The organism is Streptomyces sp. LUP47B (assembly GCF_001746295.1).
Taxonomy (GTDB): Bacteria; Actinomycetota; Actinomycetes; order Streptomycetales; family Streptomycetaceae; genus Streptomyces.
The window spans coordinates 315,261-338,040 of sequence record NZ_MJAH01000015.1; the positions used below are offsets into that span (position 1 = coordinate 315,261).

Genomic DNA, 22,780 nt, shown 5'->3' on the forward strand with positions numbered 1-22,780 from the left:
TTATACGGCTGACCTGCGGTAACGCACCGCTTCCGGCACCGGAACCTCCTCTGTGGGCCCCCTGGCTGGCAGGATCATGACCTGCGGCTCAACCATCGGGCGACGCCAGGACAGGCCACCAGCCCGGTGCCCCGCATTCCACCCAGCGCGCCGTACGTTCTCGGTCAATTTCCGTCCACAGGTCACTCGCTTCCTCCGGTACCGGTCCCCACGAGGGGAGGGACCGGTACCGGACGAAGCGGGACGATCACTGCGCCGCCCCTACACTTGGGCGAACGTTTCCATGTGACGGGAGAGGGCTGTGGCGAAGATCGTCGGCGGTTTCCAGGACCCGTCGTCGGAGGTGCTCGCCGAGGCGGCCGCGGTGTTCGGACTCCTCGCGTCCGCCGCCCGGCTGCACATCATGTGGGCGCTGTCCCAGGGCGAGAGCGATGTCACCCACCTCGCCGACCGGGTCGGCGGCGCGCTGCCCGCGGTCAGCCAGCACCTGGCCAAGCTGAAACTCGCCGGGCTCGTCCGCTCCCGCCGTGAGGGCCGACGGCAGGTCTACTACGTCGACGACCCCGACATCGTGACGGTGGTCCGCGTCATGGTCGGCCAGCTCACGGCCCGGGAAACCTCCTCGGGAGTCCCGGACCGACTGCGCGAGGCCGGTGTCTGAGGAGCCGGAGGCGCGAGGGGAGGACGGAGGCCCGCCGTCGACCGCGCCTGCTGCGTCGGACGGGGCGGTGACTGGGGGTGCCGTTCCGGGTGGGCCGATATCCGAAGCCGACGGTTCTTCTGCGTCTGTGTCTGCGTCTGCGTCCGTTGTTCCGGGTGACTCGAGGTCTGGGCGTGGCGGGGCGGCTTCTGTTGCTGACGGGCGGTCGTCGTCCGGGTCTGTTGGTCGCGCTGGGCGGGCGTCTGTTGGTGGGGGGCGGTCGTCGCCTGGGGCCGCCGGCTCGGTTGGGCGGGTGTCGGCGAGTGGTGTGGAGGGTGGGCCGGCGTCTGCTGCTGAGGGGCGGCTGTCGCCTGGGGCCGCTGGTTCCGCTGGGCGGCTGTCGGAGAGTGGTGGGCCGGGCGGGGCGTCGTCTGTTGGTGAGGGGCGGCTGTCGTCCGGGTCCGAAGGTTCCGCGGGGCGGGCGTCTGTGCCCGGTGCGGTGGACGGGCCGTTGTCTACGTCTGCTGTTCCAGGTCGGGCGACGACTGGCCCGGCTGACCCGGCTGCGCCTGCGGGTCCGACCGGACCGACACCGGGAGCCTTCGCTCCAGGCCCGCCTACGCCTGCGCCTGTGCTTGGGGTCGGGCTGACGGGTGATCCTGCTGCCGCCGATCCTCCGACCCGCGCGCGTGGTCTTGGGGTCGTGCTGAGGGGTGACCCGGTGGCCGTCGACGCTGCGACGCCCGCGCGTGTTCTTGATGGCGGGTCGTCGCGTGATGGCGCTGCTGCCGACCCTCCGCCTCCTGCGCCTGTGCTTGGGGTCGGGCCGTCGGGTGACCCTGTTGCTCCCGATCTTCCGCCTCGCGCGCGTGGTCTTGGGGTGGGGCTGAGGGGTGGCCCGGTTGCCGCCGATGCTCCGACGCCCGCGAGTGTTCTTGGTGGCGGGCCGTCGCGTGATCCTGCTGGGGTCGGGCTGACGGGTGATCCCGCTGCTGCCGATCCTCCGCCCCCTGTGCCTGTGCTTGAGGTCGGGCTGTCGGGTGACCCTGTTGCTCCCGATCCTCCGCCCTCCGCGCCTGATCTTGAGGTCGGGCTGTCGGATGACCCTGCTCCCGATCCTCCGCCCCCCGCGCCTGCTCTGTGGGGCGGATCGACGGGCACCCCCGCTGCCGCCGGCTCTTCGCCCCCCGTGCCTGTTCTTCGGACGTTCCCGACGGGCGACCCCGCTGCTCCCGACCCTTCACCCCGCGCACCCGCGGCCCCCGCACTTCCGGTGGCCCCTGGCACCACTGCCGCGTCCCCCTCGCCCGCCCCTCCCGTCCTTCGCGCCGTCCCTCCTGTTGACAGCGCGGACGCGGACGACGGCGGCCCAGCCGACCCCGATTCCCGCATGGGCCCCCGCACTGGCCCCGGCCCCGCCGCTCCCCCCGCCGGCCTCCTCGAAGTCTTCCGCCGACTCGACACCGGACCGCGAGGGCTGACCGAGGCGCAGGCGGCGGAGCGGCTGACGCGGTTCGGGGAGAACACGGTTCCGGACACCCGGGACCTGTCCTGGCCCCGCCTGTTCGTCCGCAGCGTGCGTGACCCGTTCACCGCGGTGCTGCTCTGTCTGGGACTGGTGTCGGCCGCCGTCTTCGCCTGGGGCACCGCCTCGGTGATCCTCCTGCTCGTCGTCGTGAGCTGCGTCCTGCGCGCCTCCGGCGAACACCGGGCCGCCCGCTCCACGGCAGGACTCCGCCGCCTGGTGGCGACCACCGTCACGGTCCAGCGCCGGGTGTACGAGGACGCGGCCCCGGTCACCCGCGAGATCCCGGTCGAGGAACTCGTCCTCGGCGACGTCGTACGGCTCGGCCCCGGCGACCTGATCCCCGCGGACGTACGACTGCTGCGGTCGACCGGACTCACGGTCCACCAAGCCGCACTCACCGGAGAGTCCACACCGGTGGACAAGTCCGCGGTCGAGGCCCCCGGGGACGACGGCGTCTTCCAGGACCCCCGGCTCTGCTTCCAAGGCGGCAGCGTCGCGTCCGGCAGCGCCACCGCCGTGGTCACCGCGACCGGCGGCGACACCCGTTTCGCCGCCGCCCACCGCCGTACCGGAAAACCCCCGGCGACCACCTTCGAACGCTCCGTCCAGGGCGTCTCCTGGATCCTGATCCGCTTCGCCCTGCTGACCCCGCCCCTGGTGCTCATGGCCAACGCCGCCCTCCGCGGCCGCGGCCTGGAGACGCTCCCCTTCGCCGTCGCGGTGGCGGTCGGTCTGACCCCGGAGATGCTGCCGGTCCTCGTCACCACCTGCCTGGCCCGTGGCGCCGCGCTCCTCGCCCGTACCCACGGCGTCATCGTGCGCCGGCTCCCCGCCCTGCACGACATCGGCGCCATGGACGTCCTGTGCGTGGACAAGACCGGCACTCTCACCCAGGACCGCCCGGTCGTCCATCGCGCCCTGGACACCGAGGGCCACGACGACCCCGAGGTACTGCGCTGGGCGGCGGCCGCCGCCTGGTGGTCGCTCCAGCTCGCCGACCTCCCGGCCCCCGACGCCCTGGACGAGGCGCTGCTCGCGGCCGCCGACGAGGACGCCCTCACGTCGTACGACGGCATCACGGCCCGCCCCTTCGACCCGGCCCGCCGCCTGGCCACCGTGATCGTCCGCACCCCCGGCCGGCTCGGCACGCACACCCAGATCACCAAGGGCGCCGTGGAAGCCGTATTGCAACGCTGTGCCCTGCCCGACGACGAGCGCTCCCGCCTGCGCGGCCTGGCCGACGCACAGGCCGCCGACGGACTGCGCGTCCTCGCGGTCGCCGCCACCGAACGCCCCGCCGGAGACCGCCCCCAGGAACGCGGCCTCACCTTCCGCGGCCTGGTCACCCTCCGGGACGACCTCGCCCCCACCGCCGCCGAGGCCCTCGCCGGGCTCGCCGCACGGGGCGTCAACGTCAAGGTCCTCACCGGGGACCACCCGGGCACCGCGGTCCGGGCCTGCCGTGATCTGGGGGTCCCGGTGGCCGGTGTCCTTTCCGCCGACCGCCTCGACACCCTCACCGACCCCGAACTCACCGAACTGGCCCGCCGTACGACCGTCTTCGCGCGCTGCACCCCCGAGCACAAGACCCGGATCGCCCGGGCCCTCCAGGCCGGCGGCCACACGGTCGGCTTCCTCGGCGACGGCGTCAACGACCTGCCCGCCCTGCGCACCGCCGACGTGGGCATCGCCCCACGCGACGCGGCCGGGGTGACCAGGGAGAACGCGGACCTGGTCCTCGCCGGGAAGGACCTCACCGCGATCGGCCACGCGGTCGCCGCCGGCCGTCACGCGGGCGGCAACATCGCCACGTATCTGCGCATCACGCTCTCCTCCAACCTCGGCAACGTGATCGCGATGCTCTCCGCGGGCCTGCTCCTGCCCTTCCTGCCGATGCTCCCGGCCCAGGTCCTCGTCCAGAACCTGTGCTTCGACGCGGCCCAACTGGCCTTCGCCCACGACCGTCCCGCCCCGTCCGCCGTGCGCCGGCCGAGCGTTCTGGACCCCCGGGCGCTGCTCCGGTTCATCGTCGGATTCGGCGCGCTGAACGCGGTGGCGGACCTGGCGACCTTCGGTGCCCTGGCGTTCGCGCTGCGGGGCCCGGGCGACGACGAGGCGCTGTTCCACTCGGGTTGGTTCACGGAGAACCTGCTGACGCAAGCGGTGGTGATGGTCCTGCTGTCCTTCGGCAGAGGCGGCAGAGGCGGCAGAGGCGGCAAGGGTGGCAGGCGGCCGGGCCCGGTGACCTGGTCGGCCGCCGGACTGGCCGGAATCGGTCTGCTGCTCCCCGCGTCCCCTCTGGGCTCGGCCCTGGGCCTGAGTCCCCTGCCCGGGGTGTACTACGGACTGCTCGCTGCCGTACTGGCCTTGTACGCCGTAGGCCTGACGGCGGCGAGGACGCGCCACGAGCGCGTCTCGTCAGCCACAGTTGCGCAATCCTGAGACTGAGGGGCCTCAGGGACAGGCGATGTCGAACCCGTACCGCAGGGGTTCGTCCGTCACCCCGTGATCGAGCCGGTAGACGTAGACCCCCTCCACCCGCACTCCGGGCGGCGCTCCGTCGGCCCGGCAGGGATACGTCACCTGCACCACCCGCGGCCGATCGGCAACCTTGACCCGCAACCCATCGGCCGGTCCGCCCTCGAGAACGGCGACTTCCCAACCGGTCACGTCGGCCGTCTCCACTGTCTCCGTTGCTTCCACGCCGACAGTTTAAAGCTTGCGCAATCATCCGATCCGTGCCCTCTTTGGGTCACGGGGCCCGTTGCTACCCTCCAAGCACTGAGCGAGGAGAGGGTGTTGAGCATGGCGGACGGGTTCTCCGTGGACCTCGACGCGCTTCGCAAGGCCGCCTCCGGGGTCAGCACCACCCTGGACGCGATGGCCACCAAGAAGGTGAGCGACATCGACGCTCCCAAGGACGCCTTCGGGCACGATGAACTGGCCGGGGCGGTCGTCGACTTCACCGACCGGTGGAACATCGGCGTCTCCCACCTCGCCACCGACGGCGCGGAGGTCTCCGACCGGCTGAACCACTGCGTCCAGAGCTACGAGGCGGCCGAGCAGCACATCCAGCTCTCGGCCGAGGGCATTCTGAAGTCCTCGTCCGGAACCGACCCGGGGGCGTCCTGATGGCGGCCGGGCTCGGCGAGACGTCGGACCCCCGCGAGCTCGTCCCCGGCGCACCGGACGCCCTGACCGCCACCGCGCAGTCCCTGCTCGCCTACGGCGACGTCCTCATCGAGGCCGGCGAAGGACTAGCGAAGATCGACACGGAGAACGGCTGGAGCGGCGAGGCCGGTGACGCCTTCCGTGACCGTTTCCACGGTCAGCCGGCCCGATGGGTCGAGGCGGGTAACAACTTCCACGCCGCCGCGAACGCCGTCTACGACTACATCGCCGCCCTGCGCGCGGGCCAGCAGCGTGCGGGCGAGGCCATCTCCCAGTACGCGCGCGGGCAGTCGGCCACCGCGACCGCCAAGAACGCCCACGACCAGCAGGTCGACGAGGCGCGCGGCAAGGGGGACACCACCGAGATCCCCTTCCACGATCCCGGCGAGGCCGACCGTGCCGCCGCCCGCGGGACGCTCGAGACGGCTCGCGGAAACGTGGACAGCGCGGGACACACCGCGGCCGCGCTGGTGAAGAAGGCCACGGAGGCCGCCCCCGAGCGCCCGGGATTCTGGTCCAAGGTCGGCGACTTCTTCGGCGATGTGGGTGAGGACCTGCTGGACGGCGGCAAGACCGTCGTCAACGACCTCGCCTCCTTCGGGAACGCCATGGTCCAGCATCCGGGCGACAGCGCGGCGATGCTCGGCGGCATGCTGCTGGCCGGAGTCAGCGCCGGGGGCGAAGGACTCGGCGTGGCCCTGGACGCCACGGGCGTCGGAGCGGTCGCAGGCGTACCGCTCAACGTCGTCTCCGCCGCCGGGATCGCCACCGGTGTCGGCCTCGCGGGCGCCGGCGCGGTGGACCTGGCGCAGCACGCCACGAACGACTCCAAGGTCGAACCCCTCCGGATGAACAGCGAGGGCTCGGGAACCGGCGGCTCCACCCAGCAGCCCGCCTCCGACCTGATCAAGAACGGCCGGCAGTACCAGGGCACCGGCGGTCGCGCCGGGAACAACCTGCCGGTGGAGAACGGTCCCAAGGACGGCACCCTCTACAAGACGGACCCGCAGACCGGAAAAGTCACCAACTACACGACGTACGACTCCGAGGGCCGCGCGGTCAAGCGCGTGGACCTGGAGGGCCGTCCGCACGGCGGGGTGGACACACCGCACGTCGTAGAGTACGTGCGTAACACCAACCCGAAGACCGGCGAGGTCTTCGTGCGCCCCTCGAACGACGTGCGCGCCGCGTTCCCCTGGGAGATTCCGTGAGCAGCACCAGGCCGTCGTGGTCCGACCGGAAGCCGCCGGCGTTCTTCACCCGGTGGCGCGCGGACTGGAAGGACGAGGAACTCACCCCGGCCAACTACCTCGACTTCGAGGGCGGCCTGCGCTTCGTCCTGGCGGCGGCCTGGCTGTTCTGCCCCGAGACGGTCGAGTACCGGGGCTGTGTGTTCCTCAAGGACCGCTTCACCCAGGACAACATCGACAACTGGTTCACCACGCTGGACGGCGACCGCGAACGCATCGAGGCGGTGGCCAACCACGTCGAACTCTGGTCGGTGTTCAACAACACCCCCCTCACGGACGACGACCACCTCGGCGAAGAACTCCCCCAACTCGCCCTGGCCCTGGGAGAGTCCTGGCAGGGCATCCTCTCCACGCGCTACCCCGACCGCGAGATCACGGTCGAGGTGAGCGACGAGGAGGACGGCGCCTACGGTCCGACGGTGACGTTCTGGACGTCTCCGGTGCCGTCGGTGTTCGGCTAGCGCAGCCGGTCACCCGTGGTGAGCAGTACGGCTGCGGTGGCGGCGCGGCGGGAAGCGGCCACGCCCCCCGTCGCGATGGTCCCGCCGTTCGCCGGCGGTCGGCGACTCGGACCGAGGTCCCACCGGGGGCTGCGGGGTGACGCGTCCGCTGCGGCGGGGCAGGGGCGTGCTGTACCGGTGCACGGCGATTCTGCCGGCGTGCTCGATGTTGAGCCGGTGGATCACGTATGCCGCGGCCGCGATGAGGACGATGAAGGCGGCGACTGTCAGGAAGGCGTTCATGGCGGCCGCCTCACATACCGACGATCAGGCGGCTGGGCAGACCGGCCCGATCGGGCTGTCGGGGGACGGCCGTGAACGCGGCGGAGGCGCCGCCTTCGTACTCCCATGCCTCGTCCGGCTCCAGTGGCTCCTCGGCCGCGGCGACGCCGTGCCGGGCCGCCTCCGCGGCGATGAGCGCGCTCGCGGTCAGGGGCGGGCCGTCGTGGTCGGACGCGGCAGCCATCAGCCGGGCCGCCGACTCCGCCCCGGTCTCCGGCGGGATGATCAGCAGGTCCCAGCGGCCGGTGCCGTAGGAGAGCAGCAGCAGCTTGTGCGGGTCGATTTCCGGGGTGAACCAGCCGACCCTGACGACATGCCCGCCCACGGGAACCCGGCGGGGGATGACTGGCCAGTACTTCGGGTTGACGGCGATGCGCGTGATGCGGCCCCACAAGGGGTCCAACACATCGGTCAGCGCGGGCAGTTCGCTCAGCAGATCCCGGGAGCGGGGCCACCAGGCACCGTCCAGGAGCCCTCGCGATGCGCCGTCGGTCTTCAGGGCGAGACGCGCGGCCGGGGCTGCGAGGGGCCCGGGGTGCGGCAGGGCGGGATACAAGGTCGCCGACATGATGCGGACCCGTCTCCGGGCCGCCTCTGCGGCGGCCCGGGTTTCATCTCTCGCCGAGAACGACCCGGCGTGAAAGCCGATGTGCGGCATGCCCTCGGTACGTTCCACACTACTCCGCGCCCCGCCGCGACGCGGAGTAGTGGCTGCCTAGAGGTGGAGCAGGCGCTGGGTCATCTCCCGGTACTGCCTAAGCGCGTGACGGAGTTCGTCGGACTGCGTGTCGGGGTCCTGGTCCTGCCAGCCGGCCCGCAGGACACGTCGCCGTTCCGCGAGGGCGCTGACGAGCTGGGCGGTGGCTTCGTCGAAGGCGCTCTCGGCCTCTTCCAGCGCCTCGAGCGGGGTGTCGGCGAAAGTGTTGAGGGCGTGCCCGAGGCGTACGGCGATCGTGTCCCGTTCGGCCGACGGGAGCAGCGGCTCCGGGCCCGCGGCGCGGCGTTCGGCGCGACCCCGGGGTTGGTCCTCAGGCTGCTGGGCGCGTGTCTGGTCGTACATCATCGAGGGCCGCTTCCGTTCCGCCTGAAGGTGTCCTTGGTCCTCTGGACAGCCTGCTTCAGGCTTCCGGAGACTTCCGTGATCCCGCTCGTCATCGTCTGCGCCTGGTTTCTGATGGTCCGTGAAACGGTCATGGCAGGCCTCACTGTCGGAGTTCGCCTCACGGTAATGCTGCTGCTTGTGCGGTGTCAGGGGCATCTCCTCACATGTCGTCCGGCTGCGTGTGATCGTCCCGGGAGGACTGGCTGGTCAACAGCCAGGAGCGCACCGGCTCCGCGATGCGCGTGGTGTCCACGGTGAGCTGGAGACGTGTTCCGCCGTCAGCGCCCGCGGGGTAGCTGCGCGCTTCGGTGGTGGCGAAACAACCGCGGAGAATCTCCGCGACATGACGAGCCGCCTCAGGATCCGCGGCGACGATACGAACCTCCGCGTGCCCGGCCGACGGCAGTTCCGGTGACTTCATGGCGACCCCTTGCAGCTCTGTTGACCATGGGCAGCCGGCCCGGGGCCGATGGCAGGTGCTCTTCGATCATCGATCATCGTAGGTTCGACGGTCGCGGTCATGACGCGGACCTGTCCCGACGTGGGCGGCGGTATGCGAAGTACTCCCGGCTCGTTTCACTCTACGCCGCTCGGCGGCCCCGGGAGAGCCGGTCCGTGCTTGTGAGCAGGCCTTTTATCGAGAGACCACGAGCCCGGCACCGTCGGCGGGCCTGGCCGGTGCGACCAGGACCCCACGGTGTCCGCAGCCTCGACTGCAGTCGCCGGTACGAGACCTTCGAGGAAGTGCCGGGCGCTACCGCGCACACCCGCGACGGAAGGAGCGGAGCGGGCGGTCGGGACGGTGCCGCTCATCATCGCGTCCATCGCGTCCATCGCCGTTCGAGGCGGATTACCTCACCGTAGAGCGCGCGAAAATCTATGCTGGCTGGAGTAGACATTGAGTGCCGCCATGGTTATGGTTTCTCTCGTAGCCCAGAGAGACAGAAGGGCCCGGCAGACACGAACTGCCGGGCAGCGGTATGTAGTTGCAGTGCGCAGGACGGTGCGGTGGTGGAGTTCCGAAGCCAGGGTTGCTGCAGGACGGCGACGGGGCTGACGACCGGACCGGGTGGCCCGCGGTGATCAGGGGCCGCCATTCGCAGTACGCAGCAGTGAAGTCAGCGGTACCTCGGTGAAGGCGTCGGCTGTGGGCGCGCGCATCGGGAAGCAGTACCAGCAGTGCAGCAGTACGCAGTACCCGTTTGGCAAGTGATTGGTTCAGAGGGAAGAACGGAGGAGCCGAGCGCCATCAGGATCGCCCGGGCGGAAGTCTTGAGTCCGGGTACCGCAGGACATCGACAGTGAGGTGGTCTCCGGTCAGGCAACAGCGATCCCAGCAGCCCCGACAGCATCTCGGTCGGGTCCGCGGAAACAGAAGGCCGGCGCAGTACCAGGGCCGGCAGATGGTGTAGCAGTTCCTTCGGGGTCCTGGTGCCGTACGGCACCAGGACCCCTCCACGCGTTCCGCAGAGAGGTGAGATGACAGCAGACGATTCCTTCGGCCGTCTCGACGACGACGATTACCCCGCCTACACCATGGGCCGAGCTGCCGAGATGCTCGGCACCACCCCCAGCTTCCTCCGCGCCCTCGGCGAAGCCCGCCTCATCACCCCGCTCCGCTCCGAGGGCGGACATCGCCGCTACTCCCGCTATCAGCTGCGGATCGCCGCCCGCGCCCGGGAACTCGTCGACCACGGCACCCCCATCGAGGCTGCCTGCCGCATCATCATCCTCGAAGACCAGCTCGAAGAAGCCCAGCGCATCAACGCCGAGTACCGCCGCGCCGCCTCCCAGCACGCGGTCGGCATCTGACCCGCAGCCCGCAGCGAGTGGCAGGCCGCGCTGATCCGTCAATTTCAGAATACGAGTGCATGACCGCCGAAGACACTCAGCCGCCGGCACACGGGCGCGATCCCCAGCCTCGCCCCGGCACCACTCCCGACGACCTGCGGCCCGCGGTCGATGGGCCCGCCGGCCTAACCGGCCGGGCGGCTGCCGCCGGCCTGCAAGGCGGGGCGGAGCGTGTGGCGGCTGCGCTGAAGCCGAGGATGCGGGGCTGGCTGCACGCCGGCGTGTTCCCCCTGGCTCTGGTCGGCGGCATCGTCCTGATCGCTGTCTCGCGCTCGGCGGCGGCAGTGGCGGCCTGCTCGGTGTACGCCCTGTCGGCCTGTCTGCTGTTCGGCACCAGCGGGGTCTACCACCGCGGAACCTGGGGCCCGCGCGGGGAGGCGGTCCTGCGGCGGCTGGACCACGCGAACATCTTCCTGATCATCGCCGGCACCTACACCCCGCTGGCGGTACTGCTGCTGCCCGCGGGCCAGCAGCGGGTGCTGCTGGCCGTGGTGTGGGCGGGTGCCCTGGCCGGCATCGCCTTCCGCATCCTGTGGATCGGGGCTCCCCGGTGGCTGTACACCCCGTCCTACATCGCGCTGGGCTGGGTCGCCGTCTTCAACCTGCCCGACTTCGCACGCACCGGCGGCACCGCGGTCGTCGTACTCGTCATCGCCGGCGGTCTGCTCTACACCGCGGGCGCCGTCGTCTACGGACTCAAGCGCCCCGACCCCTCGCCCGCCTGGTTCGGCTTCCACGAGGTCTTCCACGCCCTGACCATCGCGGCATTCACCGCGCACTACGCGGCCATCCTCCTGGCATCCACATGACCGCGTGCGGAGGCAGGTCCACCTCTCCGGCACAGATGCCACGGGCCTGACCCGTTCCTCACGTCACTGGCGGGCCTCGAACGGTTCGACGACCATAAAGTCCTGCCCGGTCACGGCTGCCGACCGCGGCCCGACAAGGCCAGGGTGCGTCTCATCGGCCGCCACCCCCTTTCCAATGCATTTCCGCACCCATTTCCGCACCCATTTCCTCAGTGAGGGAGCCGGTGCATCGTCGCGCTCAGTCGAGGGTGGCGAGGTGATCGGCGTCGCCGCCTCGCCACTCGACGAGGAAGATGGTCGCGTCGTCGGTCGTGGTGCCGCCGCGTTGGTGTTTCAGGGCGTGGGAGAGCGCTCGCACGACCGCCCGTACCTCCGTACGCTCGCGGAGGATCCGGTTGGTCCATTCGACGAGCTGATCCTCGCCGAACTGTTCCCCGCCGGTGTAGTGCTCCTCGATGAGGCCGTCGGTGAAGCACAGCAACCGGTCGCCGGGGCGCAGCATCCGCTCGCTGACCACCGGCTCCTCACCGCCGAAGCCGACCGGCAACGTTGTCGGGCTCTCCAGCCGGTCCACCACGGTGCGGTCCCGGATCAGAAACGGGGCCGGGTGGCCTGCGTTGACCCACTGCAGTCGGCCGGTGGTGATGTCCAGAATCATCATCTGAGCGGTGACGAAGTGGTCGGGGCCGAACTGCTCGTTGATGGCCCTGTCCATGAACGCGTACACCTGGGACAGATCGGTGTGGGCCCGCCGCGTGTGGCGATAGGCGCCGATGGCCACCGTCGCCATGGTCGCCGCGTCCAGCCCGTGGCCCATCGCGTCGATCATGGCCATGTGCAGGATGTCGCCGTTGAGGGCGTAGTCGAAACTGTCGCCGGCCACGTCGTAGGCGGGCTCCAGGATCCCGGCCACCTCGACCTGCGGAATCGTCATCGACAGCGGGGGCAGCAACGACCACTGGATCTCCGCGGCCACGCTCATCGGGGCGCTGCGGCGGGCCTGGAAGAACTGGTCGGTATAGGCGTCCTTGGTGACGATCATGTCCGCGACCAGACCGGCGAGTCTGCGCAGCAGTCGCCGGTCGTGGTCATCGACGCGGTCCAGGGTGACGGCCATCACCCCGATCTGGTCGCTTCCGTCCAGCAGCGGCAGGTACATCCGCACACTGCCGTCCTTCGGCACCTCCACCGGTCTGCGGCTCAGGAACGCCTCGCCGGCGGGGGAGCCCTCGACCGGCTCGGGGCCGCCGACCTTCAGCCGCCGGCCCGGCAGCGGCACCAGCAGCACCTGTTCGTAGTCCTGCAGGAGGATGGAGACCTCCCGCCCCCCGACCCTGGCCACCTCTTCCGCGACGAGCGGGGCGATCAACTCCGGCGGCATCTCGTGTGCGCGGTCCAGCAGCACCCCGAGCAGCCGTTCGCCGAACCCCTCGGACCGGTCCACCCCGACCCTGTCCGGCCTACGCCCACGGTCCGTCATAGCTTCTGCTTCCCTTCGTCCTCTGACATGGGACTCGGCGGGCTGACTGCTTCCACGCGGCGTTCGCCGGGTGGCCCGGTGCCCCGGACTCGTTTCACCACAGCCGATGCGCGGCGGTGGCGGCCGGAACGGCGCCGCCGGCACCCCGACGATGTGTCCCGACGACGTATCCCGGCGCGTTGCCCGTAGCAACGCACACCCTGCCCCTCTCGGATCCACCAGCAGGCAACCGCGATCAGCGTGCGACGACGCCGTCGACCGGCACAGGCTCGCATCGCCGACCGGTCCAACGAGCCGATTGCGCCATGGGCAGCATGTCGCCCCCGAATTCCGTTCACCACAAGGGGCTTGGGCCGACGGAGACAGGGGGAAGCCGACCGGCCAGCGGGCCAGGTCCGGGCCACCGGACGTGGCCGTGGTCGGGTGGTCGGTCGCGGTTGTTCGCGCAGACCGTTTCCAGAATGCCGACCCTGCGCCATGTCGGGTCCACGACGCCGTGGCCGCACCACTCCGGACATCGGCGCAACGATCACGCCCTGCTGGGCGGGCCGCGTCCGCCATGCTTCAACGACCCCGGCCTATGCACACCGGGGTCGCACTTCCGGACCGGTCGCACGCGAGAGGGCGCCGACCCGCTTTGATGCTATGCCTGTTGCACACTTCGGGCATCCGGTGTCTCGCGGTTCTCGCGGAGCGGTGCACGCATCACGGCCTCCACCACGGCCGGCCCTGTGCCCCAGCGCGGGGGAGGGGAGCAGGGGCGAGGGCTGACATTTGTTGGATGCCGATCGCGAAGGGGCTCACACCCCACGGGCTACGCCACACGCACAAGCCGCGCATGGAGGGTCCCAGATTTCTCCCAAGGGGCCCCTGAAACCACTCAAGGGCCGGATCCGCTTTCACGGATCAGGCCCCTGACCTGGTGTTTCAGCTGTCGGGGTGGCGGGATTTGAACCCACGACCTCTTCGTCCCGAACGAAGCGCGCTGCCAAGCTGCGCTACACCCCGATCGTCGCTGCTCGTCGCGGCGACGTCGTTTACTTTAGCCCACCGGTGGCTTGAGACGAAATCCGGTTTTGCCGCGGTGGCGGATGGGGTTCGGGCGGGCGTGGTCGAGGGCGATCAGCAGGATCGCGAGGGCGTAGAAGGAGAGGCCGAGGAGGAGGGCGTTGCCGAGGACGTTCTTGTAACCGTGGAGGTCCACGTCCAGGAAGGGGTACAGGTAGCGGCCGCCCGTGCCCGGAGGGATCAGTTCGCCTCGGGTGAAGGAGAACAGCAGGTACGCCAGGGGGTACAGCAGCCACGTGGCCGCCTGGCGCAGGTGCAGGCGGCCGGGGGCCGTCAGCAGGAGCCAGTCCGCCAGTGCCGCCGCGGGGATCACGGTGTTGAGGACGTGGGTGGTCACCGCGTGCCAGCCCGTCGGGTTCGCCGCCGCGCCCGTCAGGGGGAAGGGGCTCGACGCGTTCGCCAGCAGCAGGTGGTACACCAGGGCCGTGATCGTGACGTAGAGGAGGGCCGCGCCTGTCACGGATGACGGCAGGGGGCGGCGGGCGGTCCACGCCCTGCGGGCCGACAGCAGGAGCACTACCGCCAGCAGGATCGTGCTCTGGATCGAGAAGTGGCTCAGCGTGCGGACAAGGCTGCTCAGGAGCACTTCGATGGTCACGGCCGCCGCGGCCGTCAAGGCCACCAGTACGCGGTAGACGGCGGCCACGGGATGGCGTACGGGAGCCACCACCGCCCTGGCGGGGACGGGGGAGCGCAGGAATGCGGGCATGCCCGGGACTGCGGGGAGGTCCGGCATGTCCCTCGGTATCGGCGCGGTCATGCCCTCACGTTAGGCAGAACCGGCAAAAGGGGCGATACGGGCGAGCCGTGCGGGTTAATCTCCCCGCACGGCCTCAGTCGTACGGCCGCCGGCCCCTACTCCCGGCCCACCAGCGTCAGCAGCGTCACCTCGGGCGGGCAGGCGAACCGCACCGGCGTATAGCGGCTCGTCCCGCATCCCGCCGACACGTGCAGGTACGACCTGCGGCCCTCCGCCTCGTGCGTGGACAGACCCTTCACGCGGTCCGTGTCCAGGTCGCAGTTGGTGACGAAGGCGCCGTAGAAGGGGAGGCAGAGCTGGCCGCCGTGAGTGTGGCCGGCGAGGATCAGCGGGTAGCCGTCGGCCGTGAAGGCGTCCAGGGCGCGGAGATACGGGGCGTGTACGACCCCCATGGAGAAGTCGGCCGCGTCCGACGGGCCGCCGGCCACCTCCGCGTAACGGTCCCGCTTGATGTGCGGGTCGTCCAGGCCCGTCAGCTCCACCGACACGCCCTCGATCTTCAGCATGCCGCGCGTGTTCGTGAGGTTCTGCCAGCCCGCCGCCTCGAAACCGTCCCGCAGGTTCTCCCACGGGTTGTGGATGACCCCTACGGCGGCCGCGTTGCCGTTCAGGCCGTGGCGGCCCTGGGCCTTCTCGTACAGGTAGCGGGCAGGGTTACGGAACGTGGGGCCGTAGTAGTCGTTGGAGCCGAAGACGTACGCGCCCGGGAACTCCATCAGCGGGCCCAGCGCGTCCAGGACCTCGGGTACGCCCTCCGGGTCGGACAGGTTGTCGCCCGTGTTGATCACGAAGTCCGGGCGCAGGCCCGCCAGCGAGCGCAGCCAGCGCTGCTTCTTGCGCTGGCCGCCCACCATGTGGATGTCGGAGACCTGGAGCACCCGCAACGGGCGCATGCCGGGCGGCAGGACGGGGACCGTCACTCGTCGCAGCCGGAAGGAACGGGTTTCGAAACCAGCCGAGTAGACGAGACCGGCGGCGCCAACCGCCGCGATCCCCAAAGGAACTCCGTATCGCGCGCGCATGTCTCCATCGTGTCAGATCACCAAGGCATCCTTGACCGGGCGCCCCGCCGCCCCGTAGCGCCGGGGCGTCCGCCGTTCCAWAGAGCCGGGTGCCCGCCAACCCGTAGCGCGGGGGCGCCCGCCGTCCATAGAGCCAGGTGCCCGCCGCCCCGTAGAGCCCCGGCCGCCCGCCGCCCCGGTAGAGCCCCGAGTGCCCCCGGCCTCCCTACAAGCCGCCCGCTCACCCCCGCCGTGGAGCCGAGCACCCGCCCCCCCAAAGCCGCCGTCCCCCTTCCCCCATGGCCCGGGGCGCCCGCCGTCCAGTAAATGCGCGGGCACCCCCCACCCCGCACCTGCGACAATCAAACGCATGACCACGCTCAAGTCGAAGCTGCAGGAAGACCTCACCGCCGCCGTGAAGGAGCGCGACGAGCTCCGCTCCTCGACGCTCCGGCTGACGCTCGCCGCGATCACCAAGGAGGAGGTCGCGGGCAAGACGAAGCGCGAGCTCTCCGACGACGAGGTCCTGAAGGTGATCACCAAGGAGGCGAAGAAGCGCCGCGAGGCCGCGGACGCCTTCGCCCAGGGTGGTCGCGCCGAGTCCGCCGAGCGGGAGAAGGCGGAGGGCGAGGTCCTCGCCGGGTACCTGCCCAAGCAGCTCGGCGACGACGAGCTGAACGACATCGTCGCCCAGGCGGTCCAGGAGGCCAGGGCGGCGGGCGCCGAGGGGCCCCGGGCCATGGGCGCCGTCATGAAGATCGTGAACCCGAAGGTGGCCGGTCTGGCCGAGGGCGGCCGGGTCGCCGCGGTCGTGAAGAAGCTCCTGGCCGGCTGAGACGAGCTCCTGGCAGTCGTACGAGAGCCCGGTCCCGCGCAGTCAGCGGGACCGGGCTCTCATCCGTTCGTACGCCCCCGGGCGTCGGCCGCGTCAGCCGCGCCCGCCCCCATTACCGTTGCCGTTCCCGTTGCTCGTGCCCTGGATGAAGTTCTCCGGGATGGAGAAGGTCGGCGTCGGGAAGGTGGTGTTGCCGTTGTCCCCGCCGTCGTTCCCGCCGTTGTCGTTGCCGCCGTTGTCTCCGCCCTTGTCACCGCCGTCGCCCTTGCCGTCGCCCTTTTCCTTCGGAGGGTCCGGGATGTAGACGAGGTTGAAGCCGGGGGCCTCCTTGCCCTCCAGTGCGCCGCTCATCATGTCGCGCCAGATCGGGCCGGGGACCTTGCCACCGAACACCTTTTCGTTGTACACGCCGCCGATGGTGATGTTCTGCATCTTGCGCTTGTGCGCGGGGTCGCCGACCCAGACCGCGCCGGCCATGTTCGGCGTGTAGCCCACGAACCAGGCCGCGTAGCGCTCGTCGGTCGTACCGGTCTTGCCGGCGCTGGCACGGCCGCCGCCGAGGCCCGCCTCCGAACCGGTGCCGTCCTCGACCACGCCCTTGAGGAGCGTGTTGATGGTGTCCGCGGTCTTCTCCGACATCGCCCGCGAGCAGGTCGACTTCGGCACCTGGAGCGACTTCGACTTCTCGCCGGCCCGCTGGGTGATCGACTCGATGGCGACCGGGGTGCAGTACATCCCGCGCGAGGCGAAGGTCGCGTACGCGTTCGCCATGGTCAGCGGCGACATCTCCTGCGTGCCCAGGGCGATCGACGGGGCCTGCTGGATCTTGCCGCCGTCGGCGCGTGCCACACCCATCTTCGCGGCCATCTCCGTCACCGGGCAGATGCCGATGTCGCTGATGAGCTGCACGTAGTAGGTGTTGACCGACTTCGCGGTTGCGGTCTTCATGTCGTACGGGCCCACCTCGGACTCGTTCTCGTTGGAGACCTTGACGCCCTTCTCGTTCCAGACCTTGCCGCTGCACTCCTGGACCGGGGCCGGGTAGTCCATCTCGTACGGCGAGGGGTACATCTTCGTCGCCGGCATACCGCCCTCTATGGCGGCCGCGGCCACGATCGGCTTGAACGTCGAACCGGGCTGGTAGCCGGCCCCGCCGCCCATGGCCGCGTTGACCGAGAGGTTGAGCGTCGTCTCGTTCTTCTTGTTGCTGATGCCGTACGGCCGTGACTGGCCCATCGCCAGGATCTTGCCGGTGCCGGGCTGGACGATGGTCGCGGCGGTGGCCACGTCGTCGTCCTGGTAGACGTGCTCCTTGATGGACTTCTGCGCCGACTCCTGGGCCTGCGGGTCCATCGTGGTCTTGATCGTCAGACCGCCCTGGTTCCAGACCTTGGCCCGGGCCTCCTTGGTCTTGCCGAAGACCGGATCGGTCAGGAAGACCTCACGGACGTAGTCGCAGAAGAAGCCCGCGCCCTTGACCGCCGTGATGCAGCCGTTCTTGGACTTGCTGACCTTGAGGCCCAGCGGCTGCTCCTTGGCCTTGTCGGCCTCCGCCTGGGAGACGTCACCGACCTCGGCCATGCGCTGGAGCACGGTGTTGCGCCGCTTGGTCGCCTCGGCCTCGTCGTTGACGGGGTCGTAGCGGCTCGGGGACTGGACGATGCCCGCGAGCAGCGCCGACTGCTCGAGGCTGAGGTCCTTGGCGTGCTTGGAGAAGTAGCGCTGGGAGGCGGCCTCGACGCCGTAGGCCTGCTGGCCGAAGAAGGTGATGTTGAGGTAGTTCTCGAGGATCTTCTTCTTGCCGAGTTCCTCTTCGAGCTGGATCGCGTACTTCAGCTCGCGGATCTTGCGGCCGATGGTCTGCTGGGTGGCCTGGGCGACCTTCGTGGGGTCGTCACCGGCCTCCTCCACCGCGACGTTCTTCACGAGCTGCTGCGTCAGAGTGGAGGCGCCCTGGGAGACACCGCCGCTCTGGGCGTTCTTGTTGAGTGCGCGCAGGACGCCCTTCAGGTCGACCGCGCCGTGCTGGTAGAAGCGCGAGTCCTCGATCGCCACGATCGCCTTCTGCATGTACGGCGAGATGCTCTTGAGGTCGACCACCGTGCGGTCGCGCGAGTACACCGTGGCGATGGTGCCGCCCTCGCTGTCGAGGATCGTGGTGCGCTGGCTCAGCGGCGGGGTCTTCAGGTTCGTCGGGAGTTCGTCGAAACTCTCCACCGACCCCTTGGCCGCGAGCCCCAGTGCGCCGGCCGCGGGCAGCGCGATGCCGGCCATCACCGCTCCCGCGAGAACACTGACACCGAGGAACTTGGCGGCCTGCTGCGTGGGCGACAGACCGCCACCCGAGCGCTTCTTCGACATAGAGGGCAGCCTAATCCGTACTCATGAGCGTTCAGAGGGAGCCCATGTCACGGCATGGCGACGGAAGCGGGCACGACCGCGTCGGAGCGGGCATGGCGACAGGAGCGCCTACCTTCTCATTCGCCGGACACGCGCACAGGCCTTGGCCTAAGCTGCTCTCAACTGTCACAGCAGTAGGGCCACGTATCAATACGTCCGGCGACCCCGAATCGTTCCGGAGGTTCCCCAACTTTTTTGGTGGGGCGTGTCCGAATCCGCCTCGTGTGTCATCAGGTGCCCGTTGTGACGCAAGACAAGTGTCCTGGTTTGCCGGGATAGTCATGTATGTCGCGGGCTCACTCCCCCGGGTGATCTGCCGCTTACGCATAGTCCGTTCGGGCCATTCAAGATTGGGCCCGAAGGGGGTGTTGCGCTGTGCCTCCCTTCCGTAACGTCCTCAACTGGCGGCGGTGAATATGCCGCTGCCGCCGTGGGGGAGCCTCGATTCGGGAGAGGACGGCGCCGGTATGGGCTGGGTAGTCGACTGGAGTGCGCAGGCGGCCTGCCGCACTACCGATCCGGATGAACTGTTCGTTCAAGGAGCAGCGCAGAACCGGGCGAAGGCGGTGTGCACCGGATGTCCGGTGCGCACGGAGTGCCTCGCCGACGCGCTGGACAACCGCGTCGAGTTCGGCGTGTGGGGAGGCATGACAGAGCGCGAGCGTCGCGCCCTGCTGCGCCGGCGGCCGACGGTCACGTCGTGGCGCAGGCTGCTGGAGACGGCGCGCGTCGAGTACGAGCGAGGGGTCGGCATCCTGCCCCTCGAAGACGACGAGATCTACGAGAACTACGCGGCGGTGGGCTGAGGGCGGCACCCCTCGGGTCAGTCGACGGCAGTCTCGGGCAGCTCCGGCTGCGCGGCCGCGAGCCGGTTTCCGATGTTCCGCAGCCCCGCGAGGTCGTGTACGTCGCCGGGCAGCGCGGCCACTTCGGCCACCGCCACCTCGGGGTGGCGCGCCGTGAAGCGGTCACGTGTGCGCTGCTCGCGGGAGAGCAGCTGCATACGGTCGGCATGCAGCCTCAACAGGCCTGCGGTGAGCTGGTCGACGGATCGGTCGGCGGAGTCGGCGGACAGCCTCTTCTCCGTGCGCTCCGAGCTGGGGTTCTTCGAGTCGGCGGGGGAGCCTTCGTCAGGAGCCGGTGCCTCGGAAGCGGGAGATGCTGAACTGCCGTACGTGTCGGGAGAGTTACGAAGTCCAGCTTTCCCGCCCTCCTGATCGACAATGCGGGGCTCTTCAAGATTTTCCTCGGCCTCGGGATTCTCGGCGGTCTCGAGGTTTTCAGCGGCGGCGAGCGCTCGCTCGGCCGAGAGCCGGTCGGCGCCGCTGCCGTGGACTCGGTTGAGCACCAGGCCGGCGAGCGGCATGTCCTCCGCGGCCAGCCGCTCCACGAAGTACGCGGCCTCGCGCAGCGCGTCCCGCTCCGGGGCCGCGACCACCAGGAACGCCGTCCCGGGAGCCTGGAGCAGCTTGTACGTGGCGTCCGCGCGCGTGCGGAACCCGCCGAAGGTCGTGTCCATCGCGGCCACGAACGTCTGGACGTCCTTGAGGAGTTGACCGCCCAGAAGTTTGCCGAGGGTGCCGGTCATCATCGACATCCCGACGTTCAGGAACTTCATCCCCGCCCGTCCGCCGAGCTTGGCCGGGGCGGTGAGCAGCCGGATGAGCCTTCCGTCGAGGAAGGAACCGAGCCTCTTGGGCGCGTCCAGGAAGTCGAGGGCGGAGCGGGACGGGGGAGTGTCGACGACGATCAGATCCCACTCGTCCCGGGCCCGCAACTGCCCCAGCTTCTCCATCGCCATGTACTCCTGCGTGCCCGCGAAGCCCGCCGAGAGCGACTGGTAGAAGGGGTTGTTCAGAATCGTGGCCGCCCGCTCGGCGTCCGCGTGCGCCTCGACGATCTCGTCGAAGGTGCGCTTCATGTCGAGCATCATCGCGTGCAACTCGCCGCTGGCGGAGTCGTCGAGGCCCTTCACCCGGCGTGGGACGTTGTCCAGCGAGTCGATGCCCATCGACTGGGCGAGCCGGCGGGCCGGGTCGATGGTGAGCACGACGACCTTGCGGCCCCGCTCGGCGGCCCGCAGACCGAGAGCCGCCGCGGTCGTGGTCTTTCCGACGCCTCCCGAGCCGCAGCAGACCACGATGCGGGTGCCCGGATCGTCGATCAGCGGATCGAGATCGAGCACGGGGGCGGGAGAAAGACGGCGGTGCCGGTCGTGCGCGTCGGCGTCCGGACTCATGACATCCCCTGCTTCCGCAGCTCGGTGGCCAGTTCGTACAGACCCGCCAGGTCCATGCCCTCGGTCAGCAAGGGCAGTTCGTGCAACGGCAGACCCAGTTCGCCGAGAACCGAGCGCTGTTCGTGCTCCAGGTCGTACCGCTCGGCGTACTCCTCGGCCTGCTGGATCAGCGGGTCGACCAGCTTCTCGGCGTTGCCCCCGCGACGGGCGCCGCCGAGTCCGGCCGAGGACAGCGCCTTAGCCACAGCTGAACGCGGTGTGGTCCGTACGAGTTCCAGGTCGGTGGCGTCCAACACCTCCGGACGCACCATGTTCACGACGATCCGGCCCACGGGGAGGTGGGCCGCCCTCAACTCGGCGATGCCGTCCGCGGTCTCCTGGACCGGCATCTCCTCCAGGAGCGTCACCAGGTGGACGGCCGTCTCCTTGGACTTCAGCACCCGCATCACGGCCTGCGCCTGATTGTGTATCGGGCCGATCTTGGCGAGCCCGGCGACCTCGTCGTTGACGTTCAGGAAGCGGGTGATGCGGCCGGTGGGGGGCGCGTCCATCACGACGTAGTCGTAGGCGAAGCGGCCGGACTTGTCCTTGCGGCGGACCGCCTCGCACGCCTTGCCCGTCAGGAGGACGTCTCTGAGGCCGGGCGCGATGGTGGTGGCGAAGTCGATCGCGCCGAGCTTCTTCAGGGCGCGTCCCGCTCCGCCGAGTTTGTAGAACATCTGGAGGTAGTCCAGAAGGGCCAGTTCGGGGTCGATGGCCAGTGCGTACACCTCCCCGCCCCCCGGAGCGACGGCGATCTTCCGCTCCTCATAGGGCAACGCCTCCGTTTCGAAGAGCTGCGCGATTCCCTGGCGGCCCTCTACCTCGACGAGAAGCGTCCGCTTCCCCTCGGTGGCGAGGGCCAGCGCGAGGGCTGCGGCGACCGTGGTCTTTCCGGTCCCGCCCTTGCCGCTGACGACCTGGAGCCTGCTCACGTATTCGAGCGTAACCAGTCGGCGGCGAAGCTAAGCAGGAGGCTGTGGATAACGCGGCACGGGCCGTGGGTGAGCAGCGGCTGAAAGCCGGCGGTGAGCAGCGGCTAAAGTCGCCCGCATGACCAAGAAGTGGGAATACGCGACCGTGCCGCTGCTCGTCCACGCCACGAAGCAGATTCTGGACACCTGGGGCGAGGACGGGTGGGAGCTCGTGCAGGTCGTGCCCGGGCCGAACAACCCCGAGCAGCTGGTGGCGTACCTGAAGCGGGAGAAGACGGCGTGAGCGGGGCGGTCGAGGCACGGCTCGCGGAGCTGGGGCTGACGCTGCCGTCGGTGGTGCCGCCGCTGGCCGCGTATCAGCCGGCCGTGCAGTCGGGTGTGTACGTGTACACCTCGGGGCAGCTGCCCATGGTCGAGGGCAAGCTTCCGGTCACCGGGAAGGTGGGCGCGGAGGTCACGGCCGAGGAGGCGAAGGAGCTGGCCCGGACCTGCGCGCTGAACGCGCTGGCGGCGGTGAAGTCGGTCGCGGGTGACCTCGACCGGATCGCGCGCGTGGTGAAGGTCGTGGGGTTCGTGGCGTCGGCCTCGGACTTCACGGGGCAGCCGGGTGTGATCAACGGCGCGAGTGAGCTGCTGGGTGAGGTGCTGGGGGACAAGGGCGTGCACGCGCGCAGTGCGGTGGGTGTGGCTGTGCTGCCGTTGGACGCGCCGGTTGAGGTTGAGGTGCAGGTGGAGCTCGTCTCTGCGTAGTGCCGGGCGGCGGCTTGTGCGGGTGCGGGTGCGGGTGTTTGTGTGGGGTCGGTGGGGGCGGGCGTTTTGCGCAGTTCCCCGCGCCCCTGGGTGCCTGCGGCGGCCTGTTTCTGTCCGGTGGGGGCCTTTGTAGCGCGTGC

General features: G+C 70.1%; 22 protein-coding genes and 1 tRNA gene. 11 read left to right on the forward strand and 12 right to left on the reverse strand.

Annotated features, from left to right (window positions below; translation table 11 throughout):
* Nucleotides 1-301 precede the first annotated feature (301 nt).
* Entirely contained in the window at nucleotides 302-661 is a 360-nt protein-coding gene (locus BFN33_RS36895; protein ID WP_069764546.1) for a metalloregulator ArsR/SmtB family transcription factor, read from the forward strand.
* A gap of 1,369 nt (nucleotides 662-2,030) precedes the next feature.
* Nucleotides 2,031-4,610, forward strand: coding sequence for a magnesium-translocating P-type ATPase (gene mgtA / locus BFN33_RS36900; protein WP_069764547.1), 2,580 nt, complete (start codon nucleotides 2,031-2,033; stop codon nucleotides 4,608-4,610).
* 12 nt (nucleotides 4,611-4,622) lie between these two features.
* Here the strand turns inward: mgtA and BFN33_RS36905 are convergent, their stop codons facing one another.
* Nucleotides 4,623-4,853 (reverse strand): hypothetical protein, encoded by a 231-nt coding sequence (locus tag BFN33_RS36905; protein ID WP_176742554.1) that lies wholly within the window; start codon nucleotides 4,851-4,853, stop codon nucleotides 4,623-4,625.
* A 120-nt stretch (nucleotides 4,854-4,973) separates the two neighbouring features.
* On the opposite strand from BFN33_RS36905, the gene BFN33_RS36910 reads away from it, so the two are divergent.
* From BFN33_RS36910 to BFN33_RS36920, 3 genes are read left to right on the forward strand one after another with little or no spacing between them, the layout of a single operon-like run.
* Nucleotides 4,974-5,300: a hypothetical protein gene (locus BFN33_RS36910; protein WP_069764548.1), complete on the forward strand. Its 327-nt coding sequence runs from the start codon at nucleotides 4,974-4,976 to the stop codon at nucleotides 5,298-5,300.
* Complete coding sequence (locus tag BFN33_RS36915; RefSeq protein ID WP_069764549.1) at nucleotides 5,300-6,550, forward strand: putative T7SS-secreted protein; 1,251 nt, start codon at nucleotides 5,300-5,302, stop codon at nucleotides 6,548-6,550. Before BFN33_RS36910 ends, BFN33_RS36915 begins: the two co-directional genes overlap by 1 nt.
* A complete protein-coding gene (locus BFN33_RS36920) occupies nucleotides 6,547-7,050 on the forward strand; it encodes a hypothetical protein (protein WP_069764550.1) in 504 nt (167 codons plus the stop codon). Before BFN33_RS36915 ends, BFN33_RS36920 begins: the two co-directional genes overlap by 4 nt.
* A gap of 9 nt (nucleotides 7,051-7,059) precedes the next feature.
* On the opposite strand, the gene BFN33_RS36925 is transcribed toward BFN33_RS36920, so the two are convergent.
* The 4 genes from BFN33_RS36925 to BFN33_RS36940 all read right to left on the reverse strand — a co-directional run bounded on the left by BFN33_RS36925 (nucleotide 7,060) and on the right by BFN33_RS36940 (nucleotide 8,894).
* Nucleotides 7,060-7,332 (reverse strand): hypothetical protein, encoded by a 273-nt coding sequence (locus BFN33_RS36925; protein WP_069764551.1) that lies wholly within the window; start codon nucleotides 7,330-7,332, stop codon nucleotides 7,060-7,062.
* A gap of 10 nt (nucleotides 7,333-7,342) precedes the next feature.
* Entirely contained in the window at nucleotides 7,343-8,047 is a 705-nt protein-coding gene (locus BFN33_RS36930; protein ID WP_069764552.1) for a DUF5994 family protein, read from the reverse strand.
* Nucleotides 8,048-8,086: 39 nt separating this feature from the next.
* Nucleotides 8,087-8,434, reverse strand: a complete 348-nt coding sequence (locus BFN33_RS36935; RefSeq protein WP_069764553.1) for a hypothetical protein — start codon at nucleotides 8,432-8,434, stop codon at nucleotides 8,087-8,089.
* A 199-nt stretch (nucleotides 8,435-8,633) separates the two neighbouring features.
* On the reverse strand, nucleotides 8,634-8,894 hold the full coding sequence (locus BFN33_RS36940; protein ID WP_057612314.1) for a hypothetical protein: 261 nt from the start codon (nucleotides 8,892-8,894) through the stop codon (nucleotides 8,634-8,636).
* Nucleotides 8,895-9,952: 1,058 nt separating this feature from the next.
* Here BFN33_RS36940 and BFN33_RS36945 point away from each other — a divergent pair.
* Nucleotides 9,953-10,285: a helix-turn-helix domain-containing protein gene (locus BFN33_RS36945; RefSeq protein ID WP_069764554.1), complete on the forward strand. Its 333-nt coding sequence runs from the start codon at nucleotides 9,953-9,955 to the stop codon at nucleotides 10,283-10,285.
* Nucleotides 10,286-10,344: 59 nt separating this feature from the next.
* Nucleotides 10,345-11,133: a hemolysin III family protein gene (locus BFN33_RS36950; protein WP_176742546.1), complete on the forward strand. Its 789-nt coding sequence runs from the start codon at nucleotides 10,345-10,347 to the stop codon at nucleotides 11,131-11,133.
* 238 nt (nucleotides 11,134-11,371) lie between these two features.
* Here the strand turns inward: BFN33_RS36950 and BFN33_RS36955 are convergent, their stop codons facing one another.
* The 4 genes from BFN33_RS36955 to BFN33_RS36970 form a co-directional block, all read right to left on the reverse strand.
* Nucleotides 11,372-12,613 (reverse strand): PP2C family protein-serine/threonine phosphatase, encoded by a 1,242-nt coding sequence (locus BFN33_RS36955; RefSeq protein WP_069764556.1) that lies wholly within the window; start codon nucleotides 12,611-12,613, stop codon nucleotides 11,372-11,374.
* 934 nt (nucleotides 12,614-13,547) lie between these two features.
* Nucleotides 13,548-13,621, reverse strand: a tRNA-Pro gene (locus tag BFN33_RS36960).
* Nucleotides 13,622-13,655: 34 nt separating this feature from the next.
* Nucleotides 13,656-14,441 carry a Pr6Pr family membrane protein gene (locus tag BFN33_RS36965; RefSeq protein ID WP_069764557.1) on the reverse strand — a complete coding sequence of 262 codons (786 nt, stop codon included), beginning with the start codon at nucleotides 14,439-14,441 and terminating at the stop codon, nucleotides 13,656-13,658.
* Between the two features lie 95 nt (nucleotides 14,442-14,536).
* Nucleotides 14,537-15,463, reverse strand: coding sequence for a metallophosphoesterase (locus BFN33_RS36970; protein ID WP_069764558.1), 927 nt, complete (start codon nucleotides 15,461-15,463; stop codon nucleotides 14,537-14,539).
* A 349-nt stretch (nucleotides 15,464-15,812) separates the two neighbouring features.
* Here BFN33_RS36970 and BFN33_RS36975 point away from each other — a divergent pair, with 349 nt between their 5' ends.
* On the forward strand, nucleotides 15,813-16,277 hold the full coding sequence (locus tag BFN33_RS36975; RefSeq protein WP_059209103.1) for a GatB/YqeY domain-containing protein: 465 nt from the start codon (nucleotides 15,813-15,815) through the stop codon (nucleotides 16,275-16,277).
* A gap of 93 nt (nucleotides 16,278-16,370) precedes the next feature.
* Here BFN33_RS36975 and BFN33_RS36980 read toward each other — a convergent pair whose 3' ends face one another.
* Complete coding sequence (locus BFN33_RS36980; RefSeq protein ID WP_069764559.1) at nucleotides 16,371-18,638, reverse strand: transglycosylase domain-containing protein; 2,268 nt, start codon at nucleotides 18,636-18,638, stop codon at nucleotides 16,371-16,373.
* 506 nt (nucleotides 18,639-19,144) lie between these two features.
* On the opposite strand from BFN33_RS36980, the gene wblA reads away from it, so the two are divergent.
* Entirely contained in the window at nucleotides 19,145-19,483 is a 339-nt protein-coding gene (gene wblA / locus BFN33_RS36985; protein ID WP_020118772.1) for a transcriptional regulator WblA, read from the forward strand.
* Between the two features lie 17 nt (nucleotides 19,484-19,500).
* On the opposite strand, the gene BFN33_RS36990 is transcribed toward wblA, so the two are convergent.
* Nucleotides 19,501-20,916 carry an ArsA family ATPase gene (locus BFN33_RS36990; RefSeq protein ID WP_069764560.1) on the reverse strand — a complete coding sequence of 472 codons (1,416 nt, stop codon included), beginning with the start codon at nucleotides 20,914-20,916 and terminating at the stop codon, nucleotides 19,501-19,503.
* On the reverse strand, nucleotides 20,913-21,890 hold the full coding sequence (locus BFN33_RS36995; RefSeq protein ID WP_069764561.1) for an ArsA-related P-loop ATPase: 978 nt from the start codon (nucleotides 21,888-21,890) through the stop codon (nucleotides 20,913-20,915). Before BFN33_RS36995 ends, BFN33_RS36990 begins: the two co-directional genes overlap by 4 nt.
* 118 nt (nucleotides 21,891-22,008) lie before the next feature.
* On the opposite strand from BFN33_RS36995, the gene BFN33_RS51490 reads away from it, so the two are divergent.
* Nucleotides 22,009-22,173, forward strand: coding sequence for a DUF4177 domain-containing protein (locus BFN33_RS51490; protein WP_086724107.1), 165 nt, complete (start codon nucleotides 22,009-22,011; stop codon nucleotides 22,171-22,173).
* Complete coding sequence (locus BFN33_RS37000; RefSeq protein ID WP_069764562.1) at nucleotides 22,170-22,640, forward strand: RidA family protein; 471 nt, start codon at nucleotides 22,170-22,172, stop codon at nucleotides 22,638-22,640. The genes BFN33_RS51490 and BFN33_RS37000 overlap by 4 nt, the downstream gene beginning before the upstream one ends.
* Nucleotides 22,641-22,780 lie beyond the last annotated feature (140 nt).

Excerpts from the sequence above, each read along its gene's own strand:
- wblA (WP_020118772.1), top strand. The coding sequence starts at position 19,145 with ATGGGCTGGGTAGTCGACTGGAGTGCGCAGGCGGCCTGCCGCACTACC.
- BFN33_RS36945 (WP_069764554.1), top strand. The coding sequence starts at position 9,953 with ATGACAGCAGACGATTCCTTCGGCCGTCTCGACGACGACGATTACCCC.
- mgtA (WP_069764547.1), top strand. The coding sequence starts at position 2,031 with ATGGGCCCCCGCACTGGCCCCGGCCCCGCCGCTCCCCCCGCCGGCCTC.
- BFN33_RS36955 (WP_069764556.1), bottom strand. The coding sequence starts at position 12,613 with ATGACGGACCGTGGGCGTAGGCCGGACAGGGTCGGGGTGGACCGGTCC.
- BFN33_RS36990 (WP_069764560.1), bottom strand. The coding sequence starts at position 20,916 with ATGAGTCCGGACGCCGACGCGCACGACCGGCACCGCCGTCTTTCTCCC.
- BFN33_RS36975 (WP_059209103.1), top strand. The coding sequence starts at position 15,813 with ATGACCACGCTCAAGTCGAAGCTGCAGGAAGACCTCACCGCCGCCGTG.
- BFN33_RS36950 (WP_176742546.1), top strand. The coding sequence starts at position 10,345 with ATGACCGCCGAAGACACTCAGCCGCCGGCACACGGGCGCGATCCCCAG.
- BFN33_RS36915 (WP_069764549.1), top strand. The coding sequence starts at position 5,300 with ATGGCGGCCGGGCTCGGCGAGACGTCGGACCCCCGCGAGCTCGTCCCC.
- BFN33_RS36980 (WP_069764559.1), bottom strand. The coding sequence starts at position 18,638 with ATGTCGAAGAAGCGCTCGGGTGGCGGTCTGTCGCCCACGCAGCAGGCC.
- BFN33_RS36970 (WP_069764558.1), bottom strand. The coding sequence starts at position 15,463 with ATGCGCGCGCGATACGGAGTTCCTTTGGGGATCGCGGCGGTTGGCGCC.
- BFN33_RS36935 (WP_069764553.1), bottom strand. The coding sequence starts at position 8,434 with ATGATGTACGACCAGACACGCGCCCAGCAGCCTGAGGACCAACCCCGG.
- BFN33_RS36965 (WP_069764557.1), bottom strand. The coding sequence starts at position 14,441 with ATGACCGCGCCGATACCGAGGGACATGCCGGACCTCCCCGCAGTCCCG.
- BFN33_RS36910 (WP_069764548.1), top strand. The coding sequence starts at position 4,974 with ATGGCGGACGGGTTCTCCGTGGACCTCGACGCGCTTCGCAAGGCCGCC.
- BFN33_RS36940 (WP_057612314.1), bottom strand. The coding sequence starts at position 8,894 with ATGAAGTCACCGGAACTGCCGTCGGCCGGGCACGCGGAGGTTCGTATC.
- BFN33_RS36925 (WP_069764551.1), bottom strand. The coding sequence starts at position 7,332 with ATGAACGCCTTCCTGACAGTCGCCGCCTTCATCGTCCTCATCGCGGCC.
- BFN33_RS51490 (WP_086724107.1), top strand. The coding sequence starts at position 22,009 with ATGACCAAGAAGTGGGAATACGCGACCGTGCCGCTGCTCGTCCACGCC.